Origin of the sequence: Streptomyces sp. CB02923, assembly GCF_001905005.1 — a bacterium.
GTDB lineage: Bacteria > Actinomycetota > Actinomycetes > Streptomycetales > Streptomycetaceae > Streptomyces.
This window is the reverse complement of record NZ_LWKZ01000023.1, coordinates 22,917-42,340: the sequence shown is the minus strand read 5'-3', so window position 1 is coordinate 42,340 and position 19,424 is coordinate 22,917. Positions and strand designations below refer to the sequence as shown.

The following is a 19,424-nucleotide window of genomic DNA, read 5'->3' as shown; positions in this document are numbered from 1 at the left end:
TGGGTGCTGGTCAGTGGTCCGGATGGGGCGGCAGGGGCTTGTGCGGCCAGGGAGTCGGATCGTTCACCCAGCGGGCCAGCACTCCGTCGAGGGCGGCCAGGCTCAGCGGCTTGGCCAGGTGGGCGTCGAAGCCGGAGCGTGCCGACCCCGCGCGGTCGGCTTCCTGGCTGAAGCCGGAGACGGCGATCAGCCGGGTACGGCCGGGCGGCAGCGTCTCGCGCAGCCTGCGGGCCACCTGGTGTCCGTGCACGTCGGGCAGGGCCAGATCGCTCAGGACCAGGTCATAGGGTGCGGCGACGGCGGCGGCCAGGCCGTCGCGGCCGGTGCGGCAGACCGTCACCCGGTCGCCGTGTCGTTCCAGCAGGGTGCGGTAGGTGGTGGCGAGGTCGGTGTTGTCCTCGATCACCAGGATGCGCAGGGGCGGACGCGGCAGGTCCGGGTCCGGTTCGTCCGCCGTACGGCCGCGATCCTCGGCGCGCGGCGCGACCGGGAGCCGGACGCAGAAACGCGCGCCTCTGCCGGGGCCGTCGCTGTGCGCCCGTACCATACCGCCGTGCAGTTCGGCGATGCCGCGGACGATCGGCAGCCCCAGGCCGAGCCCGCCCGCCCCGGCGCCGACGGCCCCGGCAGCGCGCACGAAGGCTTCGAAGAGGGTGTCGGCGGTGGCCGGGTCGAACCCGATGCCGTCGTCGCTGACCGTCGTCACGGCGTGGCCGCCGCCGTCCGGCGCGGCCGCCGTGTCCAGCACGATGGTCACCGTCCCGCCGCACCGGGTGTACTTGCAGCCGTTGTTGAGCAGATTGGCGGTCATCTGGGCCAGCCGGACGCGGTCGCCCACGACGGGCACCGGCCGGGGCGGGAGGGAGACCCGCAGTACGCGGCCGGTGCGGGCGTATTCGGGCCGGATGTCGTGGACGGCGGTGGCGATGACGGCACGCAGGTCGAGCCGCTCCCGGACCAGTTGCAGACGGCCGGTCAGCGCCTTGGCCGCGTCCAGCAGGTCGTCGGTCATCCGGGTCATCTGGGTGAGCTGCCGTTGCAGTACGGCCAGGGCCGGGTGCCCGGCCGGGCTGTCGAGGGCGAGCAGTTCGCCGGCGGCCTGGAGTGCGGCCAAGGGGTTGCGCAGTTCGTGCGAGAGGGTGGCGATGAAGCGGTCCTTGGCCTGCTGCTGGGCGCGCAGCGCCGCGCCCGCGGCGGTCAGCGCCTCGTTGGCGCGCAGCAGCCGCTGGTTGGCCTCCTGGACCTCGCGGCTGCGGGCGAACAGTTCGCCCTCCATCCGTTCGGCCCGCTGCCGCCGGCCCGCGGCGTCCCGCTGCGGGCGCCGCCCGGGGCGGTGCATGAGGACGAAGGCGGTGACGTCCTCGACCCGGTGGATGATGTGGGTGACCGCGCCGTTCCCGTCCAGCACCGGGGCGTTGACCGGGCTCCAGTACCGCTCCTCGAACCTTCCGTCGGGGCCGGTCAGGATGTCGTACCGCTGGAGCGCCATGACGTCGGGACGGCCGGTGGCCAGGACGTTGCGCAGTGAACGGCCCAGGTTGCGCACGCCGTCCGCGGCGGCGTCGGACGGGTTGTCGGGGAAGGCGTCGAATATCGGGCGGCCGAGGAGGGTCCGGCGGTCGGTGCGGGTGGCGGCGAGATAGGCCCGGTTGACCTCGATGATCCGCAGCTCGGCATCGAGGACCAGGCAGGGCGAGGGGGTGGCGTCGAACAGTGCGCGGTAGTCGGGGCGGGCGGCGGCAGGGCACTCGACGGCCGGTCCGGGGCCTGGGCTTGGTCCTGGTCCTGGTCCCGGGCCTGGGCCTGGTCCTGGTCCTGGTCCTGGGGTCATGCGCGTCCCGCCTCGTCCCGTCCGCCCGGCGCTCAGGGGGCCTGCGCGGCGTTGTCGAGCCGGTAGCCGAAGCCGCGTACGGTCGTGATCCGCGGCGTGCGGACACCGGCGGCCGACAGCTTGCGCCGTACCCGGTAGACGTGTTCGGCGACCGTGGCCGGTGTCTGCCAGCCGTCCCGGTCCCATACCCGGTCCAGCAGCTGGGCGGCGGAGAAGGCCTGCCCGGGGGCGGTCGAGAGGAACTCCACCAGGGCGTACTCGCGCGGTGTGAAGGCGATCGGCCCGCAGGGGGCCCGGACCTGCCGGGCGCCGGTGTCGACGGTCAGTTCCCCCAGCCTGCGCACCGGCCCCGGCCCGGCCGCCCGCCCCGCGCCGGGCCCGGCCGCCGTCCGGCGCAGCACCGCCCGGATGCGCGCGGCCAGCTCCCGCTGCGAGAACGGTTTGACCAGGTAGTCGTCGGCGCCCAGTTCCAGCCCGAGGACCCGGTCGGTCTCCTCGCCGCGCCCGGTGACGATGATCACCGGTGGTCCGTCGGCGTGCCGCACACCGCGCAGCAGGTCCAGACCGTTGCCGTCCGGCAGCCCCAGGTCCAGCACCACCAGGTCGACCGGCTCGGAACGCAGTACGGCCCGTCCCGCCCCGGCGTCGAGGGCCTCCCGTACGCTGAAGCCCTCACGTTCCAGGCAGGCTCGCGACATCGCGACCAGATCGCTCTCGTCGTCGATCAGCGCGATCACCGGGCGTGCCACCGGCCGCACGCCGGCCGGAGCGGCACCCGCCCGGTCGTCGCCATGCAGCGGTTCGAAGAATGACGGCAACGATGGTCCAACGGTGTTCGGCAACGTTGATGCAGCGTTGATCCGGCGTCGATGAAACGGCCAACGGGCCCCGCTTCACTGGGAGTCGGACCTGCGCTGCTCCGTGACGAAGCATCTCACGCCGCACGAGGGGGCACCATGAAAAGCTCCGACGCACACCCGTGCCGGTTCCAGCGCCGCTTCGCGGACCTGGCGGGCGGCGCCCGGCACACCCGGGCCGATGCCGCCGACTTCCTCGACACCCTCAGCTGCGTCTGCCAGGAGCTGCTGGAAGCGGCCGGGTGCGGCATGCTGCTGACCGACGACACCGGCAGCCTGAACCTGGTCTCGGCCTCCACCGAACCGGCGCGTCTTCTGCAACGGCTCCAGCTGAGCCGCTCCGAAGGCCCCTGCCTGGACGCGTTCCACACCGGCCGCAGCACCCAGTGCCCCGACCTGGCGCACGCGCACACCTGGTGGCCGTCCTTCGCGCCGGCGGCCCGGGACGCCGGGTTCGCGGCGGTGCACACCGCCGCGATGCGGCTGCGGGGCGAGACGATCGGCACCCTCGGTGTCTACCGCACCGAGCCCGGCGCCCCGGAGCCGGCCATCACCGTGCTGGCCCAGGCACTGGCCGACGTGGCCGCGGCCGCCGTCCGGCACCAGCGCCTGCTGAGCCGCGGGGCCGCCGCCGGACGCGCCCGCCCCCGTTCTGCCGGTACGGAAGCGGACGCGGCACCGGCCGGGCGCGGCACCGGTGAGCCGTCCGAAGCCACGCCCGGCGCTCCTGGGGCCCAGAACCCTACGACTGGCCCGGGGCGACCCATGAAAGAAGGTAGGGATGCCTGAGACCATCGGTTCCCCGTCCGGCGATCCTTCGTCCGGCGAGGAGGACATCGCCCTCGGCGCGGCTCTGTCGGACCTGACCGACGTCCGCACGGTGGACACCCCCGCCACGCTCACCCGGCGCCTGGTCACGCACTGCGTCGACCTGCTGCCCGTCGACGCCGCCGGTGTCATGCTGCTGAATTCGGCCGCCCCCGGCACCCGCACGGCGGGAGCCCCGGGCGCCCGCACGGCCGGAGCGGGCGCCCGGCCCGCCGCCCACCGCGTCGAAGTGTCCGCGAGCTCCGACGCGGCGCTGCACGAGGTGGAGCTGTACGAGGCCGGTACCGCGCGGGGCCCGTGCGTCGACGCCCTGTTCACCGGCCGCTCGTGCGGCGTCGCGGATTTCACCGCCGTCGGCACCCGCTGGCCCGAACTCACCCTGCGGGCGGTGGCCGCGGGTTACCTGGCGATGTGGGCCCAGCCGATGCGCCATCTCGACCACTCCGTCGGCGTCGTCAACCTCTACTGCCGCACGGCCGGGCTGCTGCCCCCGCAGCACCAGGAACGTGCCCGGAAGCTGGCGCACGCGGCCACCATCGGCCTGCTGCTGTTCTGGGCCCGGCAACTGCGGGCCGAGCGCCTGCAGAAGGGCCTCGCCGCGCGCATCCTCACCGAACGGGCCAAGGGCATCCTCGCCCACCGCCTCGGCATCTCCCCGGCCGCGGCCTTCGACGAACTGACCGCCCAGGCCCGCGCGCACCGCTCGCCCGTGCACGAACTCGCCCGCGCCCTCACCGAGGACCCCGACGGCCCGTGGCCTCCACCGCCCCCGGCGGGCGGGTCAGATGGCCCCGGACTTCCTGACGGCTGGGCCAGGTGACCCCGGACTTCCCGGCGGCCGGGCCAAGTGACCCCAATCTTCCCAGCGGCCGGGCCCGGTGATGTCCGGTCTCCGGAGCGCGCCCGCCGCGGGGCTACCCGGCCCCGCCGCCCACCGCGTCCTCCGGTACGTACACCACCCACACCTGGCCGGGAGCGAAGTTGAGCGGTGTGCCGGACGCGGTGGTGAAGTCCGTGCCGCCGTCGGGGGACGGCCGCGACCAGCGGGCCTCGTACGCCTTGCCGTCGCGCAGCACCCGCGCGGGCCCGGACCCGGTGGTCTCGGTGTACGGGGAGGAGGCGCCCCAGCGGTCGTGGTAGCGCGAAGGGCGGATCCGTACGCCCTGCACGACGACCGTGGGGACCGCGATCCGCTGCCCGGAAGCGGCCTTGACCGGGGTGCCGTCCATGGACACGAACCAGCCCCGCCGCTCCGCCGACCAGTCGAAGGTGAACCGGGCGGCCGGGTAACGGGCCGTGTACGAGGCCGTGTTGCGGCCGCCGGACGGCGCGGCGCCGAAGCGGAACCCGATGTCGCGGGCGGTGCTCGCGCCGGGGGCCGCCTTCAGGGCGCGTTCGGGCCGGAGGTAGAGGTTGTGCGGCGCCGCGCGGTTCCGGTCGCGGAAGTAGGCTCCGCCGGTCTTCCCGGGCGGCAGCGGATAGAGCGGCGCCGCCTCGACGACGGGCTCCAGCTTCGCCTGCGTACCGGAGTAGGCGAGAGCGGGGCGGCCGAACTGGCGCAGCAGTTCCAGGTCGGACTCACGGGCGCTGCGCACCGGCCCGACGGCCGACGGCAGCCGGGAGGAGTAGACGGCCAGCAGCCGCGACAGGCCCGACTCGACCCGTTCCACGTAGACGAGGTCGGCGGCGTCCAGGCCCGTCTGGGGGCGCGCGGCACGCACGTTGTCGATCTTCACGGCGAGCACCGGGGCGGCCCGCGCGGCCTTGCCCGTGAACGGCGAACTCCCTTCGGGCACACCGCCTTGCCGACAGCCGCCCGACACTCCGGCCAGCAGGACGCAGAGCAGCGCCGTCCCCGCCCGCACCGTACGCGTCCTCGACCGCACCGCACGCTCACCTGCCCGCACCGTACGCTTCCCCGCCCGCACCGGCGTCCTCTCGTCAGCGCCACCCCGTCCGTCGAGGACACCACACGAACGGCCGCGTGGCGAGAGGGCGCAGGCGGCGCGGGCGTCCGGCCCTGGTCACGGGCGGCCCGACAGGCGGCGCGCCGTGGCGCGATGGCATTCTGGCGGCGTGAACCGACCCGAGATCCACTTCACCGTCGCCCCCGCGCTGCGGCTCTTCGTCTCCGCCGACCGACGCCAGGGCCGTACCGCTCTGTTCACCGACGGGTCGTCCACCCTCGGACACGTCGTGGAATCGCTCGGCGTCCCCCTCACCGAGGCGGGCCGTCTGCTCGTGGACGGGCAGGAGGTGCCGGTGTCGCACATCCCGCGTGACGGCGAGTCGGTCGAGGTGTGCGCGGTCGACCGGCCGCAGCGGGTGCCGGGCGCCCCGCTGCGGTTCCTGCTCGACGTGCATCTGGGGACCCTCGCGCGCCGGCTGCGGCTGCTGGGCGTGGACGCGGCGTACGAGAGCGAGGACATCGGCGATCCCGCCCTGGCGGCGCGGTCGGCCGCCGAGCGGCGGGTCCTGCTGTCCCGGGACCGCGGCCTGCTGCGGCGGCGGGAGAACTGGGCGGGGGCGTACGTCTACAGCGACCGCCCCGACGAGCAACTACGCGACGTCCTGAGCCGGTTCGCGCCGGAGCTCACGCCCTGGACACGGTGCACCGCCTGCAACGGCCTGCTCAAGGAGGCCGAGAAGGGCACCGTCGAGGAGCGGCTGGAGGGCGGAACACGGCGTACGTACGACGTCTTCGCCCAGTGCACCGTCTGCGAGCGGGTGTACTGGCACGGCGCGCACCACGCGCGGCTGGAGGCTGTCGTCGACGACGCGGTGCGCGAGTTCGGCGGCGGCGCGGCGGCGACCGGGGACGACTCTGCCGTACACGGGTGAGACGGGGGCACGCTCCACTCCGGACACCGAGCGCCCACTCCGGACACCGAGCGCCCCGGACACCAAGCACCCACCCCGGCTCCGGCGCTCAGGAAGCCTCGGCGGCCGCCCCCGGAACCGGTGTGCCGTGTCCCGGCTCCCCCGGGTGCGGCACGCCGCCCGCCCCGGATTCCAGCGCGGCCAGGGCCATGAGTTCCCTGGACGTCACGCCCTCGGGCACCGGCACCGGTGCCGGTGTGCGCAACGGCGGCTGCCAGCCCGCTTCCGGGTCCCAGGAGCGGACGACCTTGGCGGGTGCCCCGGCCACCACCGCGTGGTCGGGGACCTCGCCCCGTACGACCGCGCCGGCCGCGACCACCACGTTGCGGCCCAGCCGGGCGCCCGGCAGGATCACCGCTCCGGTCCCCACCCAGCTGCCCGGCCCGATCGCGACGGGCTCGCTGCGCGGCCACTGCTTGCCGACCGGCAGTTCGGGGTCGTCGTAGCTGTGGTTGGTGGTCGTGACGTACACGCCGGGGCCGAAGAAGCAGTCGTCGCCGATGGTCAGCCGGACGTCGGCGATCACATGGCTGCCGCGGCCCAGGACGACGCCGTTGCCGAGGGTGAGGATCGGGTCGGCGCCGAGGTCGAGGTCGGGCATCATCCCGGCGGTCAGCGTCACGTCCTGGGCGATGATGCAGTACTCGCCGATCTCGATCCACGGGTCGCCGAAGACGGTGCCCTGCGGGAAGGCCAGCCGGGCGCCCGCCCCCAGCCGGCGGAAGCGGTACGGCCCCGGGCGCTCGGCGGTGACGGCGCCCGCCTCCCGTACCCAGCGCGCCCCGCGGTGCACCGCGCGGGACACCGCCCGGCGGCGCCACGCCGCCACGGATGAGAACACGTTCTTCTTCGGCACCCGCTCACCGTACTCAGGCCGGTGCGCCGCCCGCCCCGCCGCCCCCTGTGATCTTCACCCCACCGGCGGGCCGCGGCTCCGCGCGGCGGCGGACCGGCGCCGACGGGACAGTGCCCGGCGGCCCGCCTATCGTTGGGACATGGAACCCGCCGCGCAGGCTGCCGACGGCCGTCACGAGTCGGCCGAGGAGCGGGCCGACCGGCGGTGGAACGAGCTGCTGCAAGAGGTCAGGGTGGCCCAGACCGGCGTGCAGATCCTCTTCGGCTTCCTGCTCACCGTCGTCTTCACCCCCCGTTTCGTCACCCTGCTGCCCATCGACAGGGCGATCTACGTGGTGACGCTGTGCCTGGGCGCGGCCGCCAACGGCGCCCTCATCGGGCCGGTGGCCTTCCACCGGCTCGTCACCGGGCGGCACCTGAAGGCCCAGACGGTCACCTGGGCGTCCCGGCTGACCATCGTCGGCATCGTCCTGCTGCTCGCCACCATCATCTCGGCGTTCCTGCTGATCCTGCGCGTCGCGCTGCACGACAGCGCCGTCCCGTGGATCGTCTCCGCCCTGGTCGCGTGGTTCCTGCTGTGCTGGTTCGCGCTGCCCGCCTGGGCCCGGCGCCGGTACGCGGGCGGCAAGTGAGCGCTGCCGCACCGCGGCGTCCGGCCCCCCTCCGGCCCCCCGTGTCGAACGGCGGCACGCGGGCACCCGGGATACCGTCCACACCACGGTGACCGGGGCACCGCGGCGTCTCACGCCCTGCCGATTCCTGAGGAGCTGCCATGATCCGGGCCCTGGCGCTGGTCTGCACCCTGCACCCTTCCCCCACCCGCTCCAGCAGCCAGCTGCTGGCGGACCAGGTACTGGCCGAACTCGGCGGCCTCGGCGCGCAGTGCGAGTCCGTACGCGTCGCCGACCACGACGTCCGTCCCGGCGTCGCCGTGGACCTGGGTGACGGGGACGCCTGGCCGGGGCTGCGCGAGAAGATCCTGGCGGCCGACATCGTGCTCCTGGCCACCCCGATCTGGCTCGGCCACCCGTCCAGCCTGTGCCAGCGGGTGCTGGAGCGGATGAACGCCGACATCTCCGAAACCGACGCGCAGGGGCGGCAGCTGATGTACGGCAAGGCCGGTGCCGTCGCCGTCGTCGGCAACGAGGACGGCGCCCACAAGGTCAGCGCCGACCTCTTCCAGGGCCTGAACGACCTCGGCTTCTCCCTCGCGCCCAACGCCGTCACGTACTGGGTGGGCGAAGCACAGCACGGCACGGACTACCAGGACCTGGACGAGCCCCCGGAAACCGTGGCCGCCACGACGCGCACCCTCGCGGTGAACGCCGTACACCTGGTACGGCTGCTGCGCCAGTACGCCTACCCGCCGTCGTCCTCCTGACGGCGGCGGGTCGGGTACGGGCGGCTGCCGGGCGCCGCGCGAGGCCACCTTCCCGGCACGGGCACGTGACGCCCGGCGGCTCTCAGCGCGAGAGGTCGGGATCGTCGACGATGTGTACCGCGGCCTCCTCCGCGGACGCCGCCCCGCCGTCGATGCCGACGTCGCGGCCGATCTCGTCGTTGCGCAGCCGCAGCGCGTCGCCCTCGTCGGTGCCGGTCATCCGTCCGGCGCGCTCGTCGCCCACCTGGCCGTCGACGGGTTCGCCCGCGGCGTCCTGCTGGTCGCCGATGCCGTCGCCGTCCGGCGGTTCGACGTCCGGCTCCTCCTCGGCGAGCCGCTCGTCGAGGCTCTCGCCCTCGCGCTGCTCGTTCGCGGTGGTGCCCTTCCGGTTCACCGCAAGGGGCTTCTCGGGCGGCGAGTAGCCCTGGTCCAGCATGTCGTCGTAGTCCGGCTCGTCGAGAGCGTCTTCCATGTCGGGTTCGCCGGACGGTGTCTCGGTGTCGGACGCGGACGGCTGGTAGACCTCGTCCCCCATCGCTTCATCGGACATGACAGCTCTCTTTCCAGCGCGGTGCCGGCTCCTCGCCCGCGGCGGGCCGCTCGTCGGGCCCGCCGTGCCGGGCGTTCTCCGGCGACGTCGGTGACGGTCGTTCGGGTGCTCCGCGGTCGCGGTGCGCCGCTACCGGGTGAGCCCCAGTGACTCCACGATGCGCTGCGCGTTCTCGTACCGCTCGTTCTCCGGAAGGCGCTGGGCCAGTGCGACCAGCCGGTCCGGGGCGTTGTTCTGCCGGAGTGTGCTGATGATGGTGTCGCGATCTGCCGGGTACAGACTGCGGCTCAGGTGCTGGGCCATTTCGGTACGGACTTCCACGGCCTGCGGTGTCATACCGTCCGGAACGCTGCCCGGCGTGGGGGTACCGGCGGTGCGGCTCACCGCGGGCTGGTCCTCGCCCGACGGCTCCAGTTCGTGGTCCTCCGCGGCACGCAGGGCACGATCGGCCTTCAATTCGCCCTGAAGTTCCTTCTTCATCATGTCGTCCCGGGCCGGGCCTGCCTTGTTCGTACCGTGATCCATTGCTTTTCTGCCTCCAGAACTCACTGCTGTCGTTCCGTCCCCGCCCCGCACGTCCGGTCCCTCCCGTGCCATGCGGTACGGAGTGCCCGACGGCCCGGTCGCGAAACGGCCTGAAGCCGAGAGCGAACGGGGGAACACACGCCCCGGGCGGATCAACCGGTCCCCCGCCGTGCGAGCGGATCAGCCGGTCCCGGGCCGCGCGAACGGGCCGGAGCCGGCCGGTCCGGCGATGACCTGGCGGGCGACCTCGGTCAGCTTGCGCTGGTGCGCGCGGGCGTAGCCGCGCATCAGCACGAACGCGTCGTCGGGCGTACGGCCCAGGCGCTCGGCGAGCGCGCCCTTGGCCTGCTCGATGACGATCCTGCTGTCCAGGGCGCTCTGGAGCTGTCCGGCCCGGTCCCTGAGCCCGTTCAGGTCCTTCCGGTACGCCAGTCCGATGGCCACGGCGTCGGCCAGCGCCTGCCCCAGTGTCACTGCCCTACGAGTCAGTGCCCGGTGCTGGTGGAAGAGGTTGAGGGCACCCAGCCGCCGGGCCCGGTAGCGCACCGGCAGGGCGGTGGTCGCGCTGAAGCCCTCGTCCAGCGCGCGGGCGGTGAAGTGCGGCCAGCGGTCCCGGCAGCCCGGATGGCGCAGCGGTACGTCGGTCAGGCTCTCCCCCGTACGCCAGGCGTCCCGGCAGGGGCCCTCGTCGAGTTCGACCTGGACCCGCTCCAGCCGGGCGGCGGCGTCGCCGAAGCCCACCGCCAGCGCGGGCTGCTCCCGGTCGCGCCCCAGCAGCACGCCGCCCGCCTGCACGCCCGGGAGCCGCAGGCAGTGCTCGGCCAGGCGCTCCACGGGCCCGGACCCGTCCTGTTCACCGGCCGGGTCGGCGAGTTCCAGCAGGGCGGTGATCAGCAGTTCTTCCCGGTCTTCCCGGTCGGACGGTGACATGACGGGTGCTCCCTTCGGCAGGCCGTCCAGCGGCTGCCGGTCGTGGGGCGGGTATGCCGCCCCGGACATGCCTCCCCGGGTATCCCGGAACGGGCCCCGCAAGCTCCCGGCCGGGGCGCAGGCGTGCACCGGGGCGCGCGGCCGACGGACCGCGCCGGGGCGCTGCGCGGGCAGCGGCGGTCCCGGAGCCCGCCTGGCGTGCGGGGCGGCCTTCCGGTGCGCGGAAGGCCCGTCCGGTGTGCGGAAAGGCCGACCGGTACTGACCGGCCGGTGCGGGCCGTCCGGTGTGGACCGGCCACCCTGGGGCACAGGCGCTGAAACAGGCCGCAAGGGGTACCCGCACCGGCATGCGCTTAGCCGTCCTCGACGCCGGTTCGAACTCCGTACACCTGCTCATCAGCGAAGTGGTCGGCGGCGTACCGCTGCCCGCGCACTCCCTGAAGGGTCCGGTCCACCTGGCCGAGCACGTGACCACGGACGGGACGGTGCCTCCCGAAGCGGCGCGGCGCCTGGCCGCGGCGGTGGCGCAGGCCAGGGAGCAGGCGGGCCGGTGGCGCTGCGACCGGCTATTCGCCTACGCCACGGCGGTGGTCCGGGACGCCGCCAACCGCGACGAGGTGCTGGAGACGGTACGCGCCGGGAGCGGGATGCGGCTGGCGGTGCTGCCGGGCGAGGTGGAGGCGGAGCTGACGTTCCGCGCGGCGCGCCGCTGGGTCGGGCTGCAGGCCGGTCCGATGGCGCTGCTGGACATCGGCGGGGGCTCGCTGGAGGTCGCGTTCGGCCGGGGTGCCCTGCCGGACTTCGCCTTCTCCCTTCCCCTGGGTGCGGGGCGGCTGACCCGGGAGTTCCTGCCGGGCAAGGGTCGCCCTCGCCCCGAGGCGCTGCGCGAGTTGCGCGGGTACGTGCGCACCTCGCTCAAGGACGTGGCGGCCCGGGTGCGCTGGGAGGAGCCGCACACCGTGGTGGCCACGTCCCGGATGTTCCAGCAGCTGGCCCGGCTGTGCGGGGCGGCGCCCGGCCGCGACGGCCCGTTCGTGGCGCGCCGGCTGGCCCGTACCGACCTCAAGGAGGCGGTGCGGCAGCTGTCGGCGCTCACCGCGGCCGAGCGGGCGGAACTGCCGGGCATCTCGGCCGCCCGTTGCCGTCAGGCGCCGGCCGGCGCCGTCGTCGCCCACCAGGCGATGAAAAGCATGGGCATCGACCGGGTCGCCATCTGCCCGTGGGGGCTGCGCGAGGGCGTGCTGCTGCGCCATCTGGAGCAGGGCGGACACGACTGGTGGCCGGGCCCCGCGCTCCGGCTCGCGAACGCCGGGGCCGATCCCGCACCCGGCACCGGCACTTCACCGCGCGTGCCGCGCCGCCTGTCGCTCGGCCGGACGCCGGGCGACTCATCCCGGAACTGACCTTTCCCATCCATGCCGAAACCACACGGGGCGTGTCACGTCCCGTGCCGGAGTCATCATGTACCTGTCGAACTATCACATCGCCGACCGCCTCGTGATCGAGGTTCCCGAGATCATCGACATCGCCAACACCGGCCAGGTCGCCGCCGGTCTGGAGGACTTGCTGCGCGCGCCCGCCGCCAACGGGGTCGTCATCGACCTGCGCGCCCCCATCATCACCGTGGCCGGACTGCAAACCCTCCTGAGCTGCCAGCGGACCGCGCGGGAGCACGGCGTGACGCTCAGCGTGGCCGCGGACCGGCCCATGGTCCGCAAGGCGTTCCGGCTCACCGGGGTGCACCGCACCATCCCGGTGCACAGCTCGCTGGCAGACGCGCTCGCCGCGGCGTAGGCGCCCGGAACGACGCGAACCCGACGCGTCCTGACGGTGCGGAGCGCCTGATCCCAGCCGTCACACAAAAGGGGTGTTTACCGAACGGGGCGGTGAGTTACCCGTCTCCCAGCCTTCCGCAAGCGGCCGCCGGAAGGCAGGCGCCGGGCCGGTTGAGAACACAGCCGCCGGCGCCGCTCCCCGCTCCCGGCCACCCGCCGGGTCAGGAGGAAGGCCGGTGATCGTGGCGGTGCGGAAGCCGCCGGCGTACACCGGCTTTGAAGACCACCGGGTGGGCGGGGAGCCGGGTCAGGGGCGAGGAGTGCCGGAAGCGGTCGATGGAGGCGGCCCGGCCGTACGGGCCCGGCCTGCCGTACTGCCGCCCGTGGGCGGTCGTGGCCGGTGGCTCGGCCGGCGGTGGCTGACGAGGTCGGCGGGGGCGGAGCATGACGTCTTCGTACCGGCCCAGGGCAATCACGAGTCCGAGCATCGCCAGAGGCCAGAGGGCGGCGAGCAAGGGCATGGCCGCTCCCTTCCTTGCCGGTCGTACACGCTGGCTGGAGCTTTACGTCGTCTGACGGGTCACCCTGCGGCGGCACGGCAAACCACCGGGTGACGGCGACCACTCCACCGGTCCCGCGCGCGACGGTTTTTCAGCCCGGCCGCCCCGGCGCCTGCCGACCGCGGAACGCGCAGGTCAGCGCGGCGCATCCGGCCTCCGGTCCGCTCGCCACGCCCGCCGGGGCACAGCTCGGCGACTTGCGGCGGCACCCCGTCCGTGCCAGGCGCCAGGCGCCAGGCATCGGGCATCGGGCATCAGGCATCAGGCATCAGTCCAGGCGGGTGAGGTCGGGGCGCAGCCGGTGCCAGGTCGGCTGCCGGAGGCGGCCGGCCGTGGTCCAGCCGGAGAAGGTGACTTCGGCGACGAGCCGCGGCTCCGCCCAGTGCGCGCCCGGCACGTCGACCGGGTTCACGAAGGGTGTGGTGTCCCGCCGTACGACCTCCAGATATCCGGCGAGTTCCCGCCGTTCGCGGCCGGAGAGCCCCGACCCCACGGAGCCGACGTACCGCAGCCCGTCCGGCTCGTCCACTCCCGCCAGTACGGCACCGGGCAGCCCGGCGAGGCCGCCACGGCCCTCCGTCCAACCGCCGATGACCACGTCGAGGGTCACCAGGTGCTTCGTCTTGCGCCACTCGGACGACCGGACGCCGGGGGCGTAGCGCGACGTCAGCCGTTTGGCGACGACCCCCTCGAAGCCGGCGTCCAGGGTCACCTCCCAGGTCGCCCGCGCGTGGCCGGTGACGTACGCCGGGACCGACCAGTGCGGCCCGTCGCCGAGCCGCAGCCCGGACAGGGCGGCGCGGCGTTCCACGTACGGCAGTTCCAGCAGCGGCCGCCCGTCGAGGGAGAGCACGTCGAACAGGACGAGGTGGACCGGGTGGTCCCCGGCCAGGGCGGCCGCGCGGCGCCGGTTCGTGACGCCCATCCGGCGCTGCAGCAGCCCGAAGTCCGGCCGCCCTCCGGCGTCCAGGGCGACCACCTCGCCGTCGAGGACCGCGGGCCGGTCCCGCAGGTGTTCACCGAGCGGCGCCAGCTCGGGGTAGGTCGCCGTCGCGTCGTTGCCCGCCCGGGTGACCAGCCGCAGCGTCCCGTCACCCGGCGCGTCGGCCAGACACCGCGCCCCGTCCCACTTCGCCTCGAACGCCCACTCCCCCTCCTCCCCGGCGGCGGGCAGCGGACCGGGGGTGGCCAGCATGGGCCTGAGGTCGGGCGGTACGGCGGGCGGGACCATGCCCTCGATGATCGGCCGCTGTCCGGCACCCGGCCACCGGACAGCCCCTGAACGGTCCAGCGTCCGGCCACCGCACAGCCAGTGAACGGCCCGCTGCCCGGCCACCGGACAGCCCTTGAACGCCCCGGCACCACCGTGCACAACCTGGACACCGTCCACATTCCCGGACGCCGTCCACATTCCCGAACGTTCACGGCATCAACCACGTGTCCGGCTTCGGCTGGTACGCGATGGTCAACCACGGCTCCACGCAGCTACGTTGAGAGCTTCCCTCGGTCATGGCCCGCAATTGCCACGCCGCCGACGAGCGTGCGGGCCACTTGCTTCGGCGGCGCCGTGTCGTACAAGGCGAAGTTCGACGGCGCCAACCAGGCCCAGTGGCCCGACGACTTCGGCTGGGCGCGCACCACCGGCCGCTGCGCGGACATCAACGTGAAGGTGAACTACGACCGCAATGTCGCGGTCTGCTTCCAGAGGAGCCCGGCGCGCACACTCAGCGCTCCTCCGCCACCGCCCGGTGGCTCTTCGCCAGCTCGACGTACATCGTGGCGTTGAGCCGGATGGTGTCACGCTCCTCCTCGGTCAGCTCACGCTTGACCTTGGCGGGCACACCGGCGACCAGCGACCCCGGCGGCACCCGCATCCCCTGCGGTACGAGCGCCTGCGCCGCGACCAGCGACCCGGCGCCGATCTGCGCGCCGTTGAGGACGGTGGCGCCCATACCGATCAGTACGTCGTCCTCGACCGTGCAGCCGTGCAGGACGGCGTTGTGCCCCACCGAGACCCGCTCACCGACCGTCACGGGGAAACCGGGGTCGACGTGCACGGTGCAGTTGTCCTGGATGTTGCTGTCCGCGCCCAGCACGATCGGGCCGCAGTCGGCGCGCAGCACCGCGTGGTACCAGACACCGGCGCCCGGCCCGAGGGTGACGTCACCGACGACGACGGAGGTCGGCGCCGTGAAGGCCGCGGGGTCGACCGCCGGTTCCTTGCCGCCCACGCCCGCGATCAGTGCTCGCTGCTCCATTGCCGTACTCCTCGTTGCCGGACCGTTCGGGTTCGCGCCTGAGGGCACAGTAGGCGACCGGCCCCCGGGCGCCCCATTGCGGGGCCACCAAGAAGGTAATGGGAGAGAGAACTGCGGCCGGACCTGCAAGGGGTCAGGACTGCGACCGGACCTCCAGGGGGGTCAGGACTGCGGCCGGGCCTCCATCGGCACCGGGCCGAGCATCTGCTCGCTGATCCAGTGCAGCGACTCCGGCATCCGCTGGATGTACGTGTGGCCGCTGTGCTTGCCGTCGGGTATCTCGAACAGCGTGTGGTGGATCGGGCCGCCGGTGTGCTCCCGGATGAACTTCTTCACGTACGGCACCGCCTCCTCCTTCGAACCCAGCTCGAAGGCGAGGTAGACCTCCGGACCGCCCCTGGCCTTGAGCTGCTCGGCCAGCAGGCGCGGATCGTTGGCGCGCTTCGCCGCGAGGTGCCCCTTCCACATCGGCGAGTCCGGCACGGTGTCCGGCCCGTTGGCGATGACCGCCTTGAACTGCTTCGGATGCTTCAGTACGGCCTTCAGGCCCGCGAAACCGCCGGACGAGGAGCCCATGAACGCCCAGCCGTCGCGGCTGTCGTACGTGCGGTAGTTGGCGCGGGCGAAGGCCGGGACGTCCTCCGTCAGCCAGGTGCCCATCTTCGGCTGACCGGGAATGTCACTGCCGTCGTGGTACTTCTTCTTCGGGTTCAGGACCGGCATCACCAGGATGAACGGCAGCGTCTTGCCGGACTGCGACCATTCGGCGATCTTCTCCTCCAGCTTGAAGTCACCGCCGATCCAGTAGTTGTCCGGGTACCCGTACGCGCCGGGCAGCGCTATGAGGACCGGGAAACCGCTCTTGGCGTACTGGGGCTGGTTGTACTGCGGCGGCACCCAGGACCATATGTCGCCGGTGAACCCGGACTTCTTCCCGTGCCAGCGGGTCTTGACTATCTTGGTGCCGTCGTCGCCCGTGGTGCGCTGCGTCACGAAGTGCGAACGCGGCCCGGTGGGCTGGACGACCTTGGCGATACCGCTGCTCGCCTCGCGCGCCTGCGAGCGCAGCTGCGGCACATGGGAGGCGTCGACCTCGTCCCGGTCCTTGGTACCGCAGCCGGCCACGAGCCCCATCGCCATCAGACTCACCGCGGCGACGGCCGCGGTACTGGTACGCAGGCGCTTCATCGGGACGAACTCCTTGCAGACTCATGTCCGGCGGGGCGGCGGGCACCACCTCCGCCGCTTCAGGCGAAAGACACCAGAATAAGATCCGCCGGCCGGCCGCCCCCGGCTCCCCCAGGGACCCGGTCCGACCGCCCCCTTACGACGGCGTCACGGTCGCGCACGCCGTCGTGCGCCTCCAGGTTTATGGATGTCGAACAGGCGGGTTCAGGTTCCCTCGATCGGTATGCCGGGATGTGGTTGATTCGCGCACCGGCTCTGGGCATCGTGTTTTTCCGACGGGCGACAGCGCGGCACGAGGCGGCGTCACGGACGGGGTGATCGATGAGCGCAGGGGCCGAAGACCCGCCACCGCCCGGGATTACGGGGCGCGCCGCGGAACTCAGCGCACTGCGCGGGCTGCTCGCCCGGACGCCGCTGGTGACCGTGACCGGCCCCGCGAACGTGGGGAAGAGCACACTGGCCCGCGCCGCCCTGGAAGCGGCCGCGCGGGACGGCGGCCACCTCGGCGGCGGCTTCGTGCGGGTCGGCTGCCGGGAGGAAGTGGACGAAACGGGTGTGGCCGCGGCCCTGAACCGGGCGGCGGGCCTGCCACCCGGCACACCGCCGGAGGCGCTTGCCGCCCACTGTGCCCGGCAGGGCCTGACGGTCCTGCTGGACGACTGCGATCCGATGGCCGGTGCGTGTGCGTGGCTGGTGCGGCAGTTGCTGCGTACCGGGCCGGGGGGAGGCAGGGGCGCGACGACCCGGCCGGGGCCCTCCGCGCAAGCCGGGACGCAGGCCGGACCACGGGTCGGACCACGGGCCGGACCACGGGCCGGACTGCGGATCGTGGCCACCGCGCGGCGGCCACTGGGGCTCGGCGCGGAGCGTGTGTTCGCGGTGCGGCGGTTGCCCGTAGTGCCGTTGCTCGGGGCTCCGTTGCCCATGGCTCCGTGGCTCGTGGCTCCGTTGCCCGTGGCGCCGTTCCTTGAGGCGTCGGGCGGCGGGCCGCCGTGTGACGCCGTCGGCGAGCCGTGCGATCCGGCCGACCGGCTGGTGTGGGCGCGGCTGTCCGTTCTTCCCGGGGACTTCGACGGCTGGCTGGCCGGATGCGTCGGCAGCAGCAGTGACGTTCCTGCTCAAGAGGTCGAGGCTGCCCTCGAACGCCTGAGCAGGGCAGCCGTCCTCGCCCGGGTACGGCCGGAACCGGGCATCGGCCCAAGCCCCACGTCCGATTCCGGCCCAAGCCCCGCGCCCGGTTCCGGACCAAGCTCAGCGCCCGGTTCCGGACCAGGCTCAGCGCCCGGTGCCGCCGCCCCCTTCGCCTCCGCCGCCCCCTCCCCCTCCGCCTCCGCCCGGCCGCTGTCCACCCCCCGCTACCGCCTGTCCGCCGCGGCCCGTGCCGTCGGCCTCGCCCGGGTCCGGGCGGCGGGCGAGGAGGCCACGACGCTGCGCGCCTTCCGGATGGCCTGCGCGGCGCTCGCCGCCGAGGCGCAGGTCGCCTGGCAGGGCCCCGACCGCCGGGTGGCCGTCCGTCTGGTGGAGGCCGAGCGGCACAACCTGCACGCGGCGCTGACCCGGCCCCCGCAGGACGCGGACGACGCCCTCACCGCGCTGGACATCGCCGTCTCGCTGTGGTTCCGGTGGGCCGTCTGCGGTCGGCGGCGCGAGGGGCGCGCCCACCTGGCCCGGCTGCTGCGGCGCTCCCGGGACGACACCGCCGTACGGGCCCGCGCCCTGTGGCTGGCGGGCTGGCTCGCCGCGCAGGACCACGCCCACCGCACCGCCGAGGCCCTGCTCGACCGTGCCGGGCGGGCGGCCGCCCGGCACGCCGATCCGGACACGCTGGCCCGCGTCGCGCACGCCCGCGGCGTACTCGCGCTCCGGCGCGCGGACACCCGTACCGCCGTCGCCTGCCTGCGGCGGGCGGCCGGGCACGCGTGGCAGGACGCCTGGTACGGCCCCGGGCCCGCGCACAGCCAGGTCCTGCTGGCCATCGCCCTGGCCGCGCCGGGACCGGCGAGCGGTCCCGCCCCCGGACCGGCAGCCGCCGCGGCCGGCGCCACCACCAGGGGGTGCGGCACCGTCGCGGCCTCCGCCGCACAAGCGACCTCCGCCGTACAAACGACCTCGGCCGCACAAACAGCCTCCGCCGTACAAAGCGAAACCCGCAGCGGTCCCCTCCCGGGGGCCCGCTGCGGGCACCATGTCACCTGACGGTACGCCCGACCGTCACTCCGCCATCGCGTCGGCCGGCTTGGCCGCGGACGCCGCACGCTTCGCCGCCGCCTTCGTCGCACGCCGCTTCATCACGACGAACGAACCGATGCCGAACAGTGCCGCGGCCACCAGCCCCAGCCAGGAGAACCGCTTGAGCCAGGACTCGGCGACGACACCGACGTAGTAGATCAGCGCGGTCGTGCCACCGGCCCAGACGACACCGCCGAGCACGTTGGCGATCAGGAACTTCCAGTACGGCATCTTCAGCACACCCGAGAGCGGACCGGCGAAGATGCGCAGCAGGGCGATGAAGCGGCCGAAGAAGACCGCCCACATGCCCCACTTGTCGAACTTCTCCTCGGCCATCGCCACCTGGTCGGGCCCGAAGTGCTTCGGGAACTTGCGCCCGGCCCAGTTGACCAGCGGCTGTCCGCCCTTGCGGCCGATCAGATAGCCGATGGAATCCCCGATGATCGCGCCGGCGGACGCGCAGGCGCCCAGGACCAGCGGATCGATGTGGTCCTGCGTCGCGGCGAGGAGCGCCGAGCTCACCAGGACGATCTCACCGGGCAGCGGAATGCCGAGGCTCTCCAGGCCGATGACCACCCCCACCAGGAGGTACACGCTCACGGCCGGTACCGTCTCCAGCCACTCCATCTGCAACGCCGCATCCTCCACTAGGTGTAGGGCCCCCGTGGGCCGCCGCCCGGCGTCCGGCGACGCCGTCGATGATCGCGATTCCCCCGCGCTCGCGCGCCCGGGAAGCCTACTCGATCTCCGCGGGCCGCCCCGCTGTCCGGCGTCACG

Annotated in this window: 20 protein-coding genes; 8 read left to right on the top strand and 12 right to left on the bottom strand. The window is 73.8% G+C overall.

Going from position 1 to position 19,424, the window contains the following annotated elements:
• Nucleotides 1-10: 10 nt before the first annotated feature.
• A complete protein-coding gene (locus A6A06_RS18850) occupies nt 11-1,831 on the bottom strand; it encodes an ATP-binding protein (protein ID WP_079194129.1) in 1,821 nt (606 codons plus the stop codon).
• Nucleotides 1,832-1,863: 32 nt separating this feature from the next.
• Nucleotides 1,864-2,580 carry a response regulator transcription factor gene (locus A6A06_RS18845; RefSeq protein ID WP_242440820.1) on the bottom strand — a complete coding sequence of 239 codons (717 nt, stop codon included), beginning with the start codon at nt 2,578-2,580 and terminating at the stop codon, nt 1,864-1,866.
• A 207-nt stretch (nt 2,581-2,787) separates the two neighbouring features.
• On the opposite strand from A6A06_RS18845, the gene A6A06_RS18840 reads away from it, so the two are divergent.
• The gene (locus A6A06_RS18840) at nt 2,788-3,477 is read left to right on the top strand and encodes a GAF domain-containing protein (RefSeq protein WP_073762470.1); all 690 of its coding nucleotides are present in this window, start codon (nt 2,788-2,790) and stop codon (nt 3,475-3,477) included.
• A complete protein-coding gene (locus tag A6A06_RS18835) occupies nt 3,470-4,336 on the top strand; it encodes a GAF and ANTAR domain-containing protein (protein ID WP_073762469.1) in 867 nt (288 codons plus the stop codon). The genes A6A06_RS18840 and A6A06_RS18835 overlap by 8 nt, the downstream gene beginning before the upstream one ends.
• 94 nt (nt 4,337-4,430) lie before the next feature.
• On the opposite strand, the gene A6A06_RS18830 is transcribed toward A6A06_RS18835, so the two are convergent.
• Nucleotides 4,431-5,402 (bottom strand): DUF3048 domain-containing protein, encoded by a 972-nt coding sequence (locus A6A06_RS18830; protein WP_073762468.1) that lies wholly within the window; start codon nt 5,400-5,402, stop codon nt 4,431-4,433.
• Between the two features lie 190 nt (nt 5,403-5,592).
• Here A6A06_RS18830 and A6A06_RS18825 point away from each other — a divergent pair, with 190 nt between their 5' ends.
• Nucleotides 5,593-6,357: a Mut7-C RNAse domain-containing protein gene (locus tag A6A06_RS18825; protein WP_073762467.1), complete on the top strand. Its 765-nt coding sequence runs from the start codon at nt 5,593-5,595 to the stop codon at nt 6,355-6,357.
• Nucleotides 6,358-6,445: 88 nt separating this feature from the next.
• Here A6A06_RS18825 and A6A06_RS18820 read toward each other — a convergent pair whose 3' ends face one another.
• Nucleotides 6,446-7,252, bottom strand: coding sequence for an acyltransferase (locus tag A6A06_RS18820; protein ID WP_242440819.1), 807 nt, complete (start codon nt 7,250-7,252; stop codon nt 6,446-6,448).
• Nucleotides 7,253-7,391: 139 nt separating this feature from the next.
• Between A6A06_RS18820 and A6A06_RS18815 the strand changes: the two genes are divergently transcribed.
• Nucleotides 7,392-7,883: a DUF6328 family protein gene (locus A6A06_RS18815; RefSeq protein WP_073762466.1), complete on the top strand. Its 492-nt coding sequence runs from the start codon at nt 7,392-7,394 to the stop codon at nt 7,881-7,883.
• A 140-nt stretch (nt 7,884-8,023) separates the two neighbouring features.
• Complete coding sequence (locus A6A06_RS18810; RefSeq protein ID WP_073762465.1) at nt 8,024-8,632, top strand: flavodoxin family protein; 609 nt, start codon at nt 8,024-8,026, stop codon at nt 8,630-8,632.
• An 82-nt stretch (nt 8,633-8,714) separates the two neighbouring features.
• Here the strand turns inward: A6A06_RS18810 and A6A06_RS18805 are convergent, their stop codons facing one another.
• The 3 genes from A6A06_RS18805 to A6A06_RS18795 all read right to left on the bottom strand — a co-directional run bounded on the left by A6A06_RS18805 (nt 8,715) and on the right by A6A06_RS18795 (nt 10,706).
• Entirely contained in the window at nt 8,715-9,182 is a 468-nt protein-coding gene (locus tag A6A06_RS18805) for a DUF5709 domain-containing protein (protein WP_073762464.1), read from the bottom strand.
• Nucleotides 9,183-9,311: 129 nt separating this feature from the next.
• A complete protein-coding gene (locus A6A06_RS18800) occupies nt 9,312-9,707 on the bottom strand; it encodes a DUF2795 domain-containing protein (protein ID WP_073762463.1) in 396 nt (131 codons plus the stop codon).
• A 180-nt stretch (nt 9,708-9,887) separates the two neighbouring features.
• The gene (locus A6A06_RS18795) at nt 9,888-10,706 is read right to left on the bottom strand and encodes a GAF and ANTAR domain-containing protein (RefSeq protein ID WP_079194126.1); all 819 of its coding nucleotides are present in this window, start codon (nt 10,704-10,706) and stop codon (nt 9,888-9,890) included.
• Between the two features lie 278 nt (nt 10,707-10,984).
• Between A6A06_RS18795 and A6A06_RS18790 the strand changes: the two genes are divergently transcribed.
• Nucleotides 10,985-12,040, top strand: coding sequence for a Ppx/GppA phosphatase family protein (locus A6A06_RS18790; RefSeq protein ID WP_073762462.1), 1,056 nt, complete (start codon nt 10,985-10,987; stop codon nt 12,038-12,040).
• 58 nt (nt 12,041-12,098) lie between these two features.
• A complete protein-coding gene (locus tag A6A06_RS18785) occupies nt 12,099-12,431 on the top strand; it encodes an STAS domain-containing protein (RefSeq protein ID WP_073762461.1) in 333 nt (110 codons plus the stop codon).
• A 202-nt stretch (nt 12,432-12,633) separates the two neighbouring features.
• Here the strand turns inward: A6A06_RS18785 and A6A06_RS18780 are convergent, their stop codons facing one another.
• The 4 genes from A6A06_RS18780 to A6A06_RS18765 form a co-directional block, all read right to left on the bottom strand.
• Nucleotides 12,634-12,933 carry a hypothetical protein gene (locus A6A06_RS18780; RefSeq protein ID WP_073762460.1) on the bottom strand — a complete coding sequence of 100 codons (300 nt, stop codon included), beginning with the start codon at nt 12,931-12,933 and terminating at the stop codon, nt 12,634-12,636.
• 307 nt (nt 12,934-13,240) lie between these two features.
• Nucleotides 13,241-14,203: a non-homologous end-joining DNA ligase gene (gene ligD / locus A6A06_RS18775; protein WP_073763209.1), complete on the bottom strand. Its 963-nt coding sequence runs from the start codon at nt 14,201-14,203 to the stop codon at nt 13,241-13,243.
• Nucleotides 14,204-14,696: 493 nt separating this feature from the next.
• Complete coding sequence (locus A6A06_RS18770; protein ID WP_073762459.1) at nt 14,697-15,230, bottom strand: gamma carbonic anhydrase family protein; 534 nt, start codon at nt 15,228-15,230, stop codon at nt 14,697-14,699.
• A gap of 162 nt (nt 15,231-15,392) precedes the next feature.
• The gene (locus tag A6A06_RS18765; RefSeq protein ID WP_073762458.1) at nt 15,393-16,418 is read right to left on the bottom strand and encodes an alpha/beta hydrolase; all 1,026 of its coding nucleotides are present in this window, start codon (nt 16,416-16,418) and stop codon (nt 15,393-15,395) included.
• A gap of 321 nt (nt 16,419-16,739) precedes the next feature.
• Between A6A06_RS18765 and A6A06_RS41800 the strand changes: the two genes are divergently transcribed.
• On the top strand, nt 16,740-18,614 hold the full coding sequence (locus tag A6A06_RS41800) for an AAA family ATPase (protein WP_073762457.1): 1,875 nt from the start codon (nt 16,740-16,742) through the stop codon (nt 18,612-18,614).
• A gap of 15 nt (nt 18,615-18,629) precedes the next feature.
• On the opposite strand, the gene A6A06_RS18755 is transcribed toward A6A06_RS41800, so the two are convergent.
• The gene (locus A6A06_RS18755) at nt 18,630-19,274 is read right to left on the bottom strand and encodes a DedA family protein (protein WP_073762456.1); all 645 of its coding nucleotides are present in this window, start codon (nt 19,272-19,274) and stop codon (nt 18,630-18,632) included.
• Between the last annotated feature and the right edge of the window lie 150 nt (nt 19,275-19,424).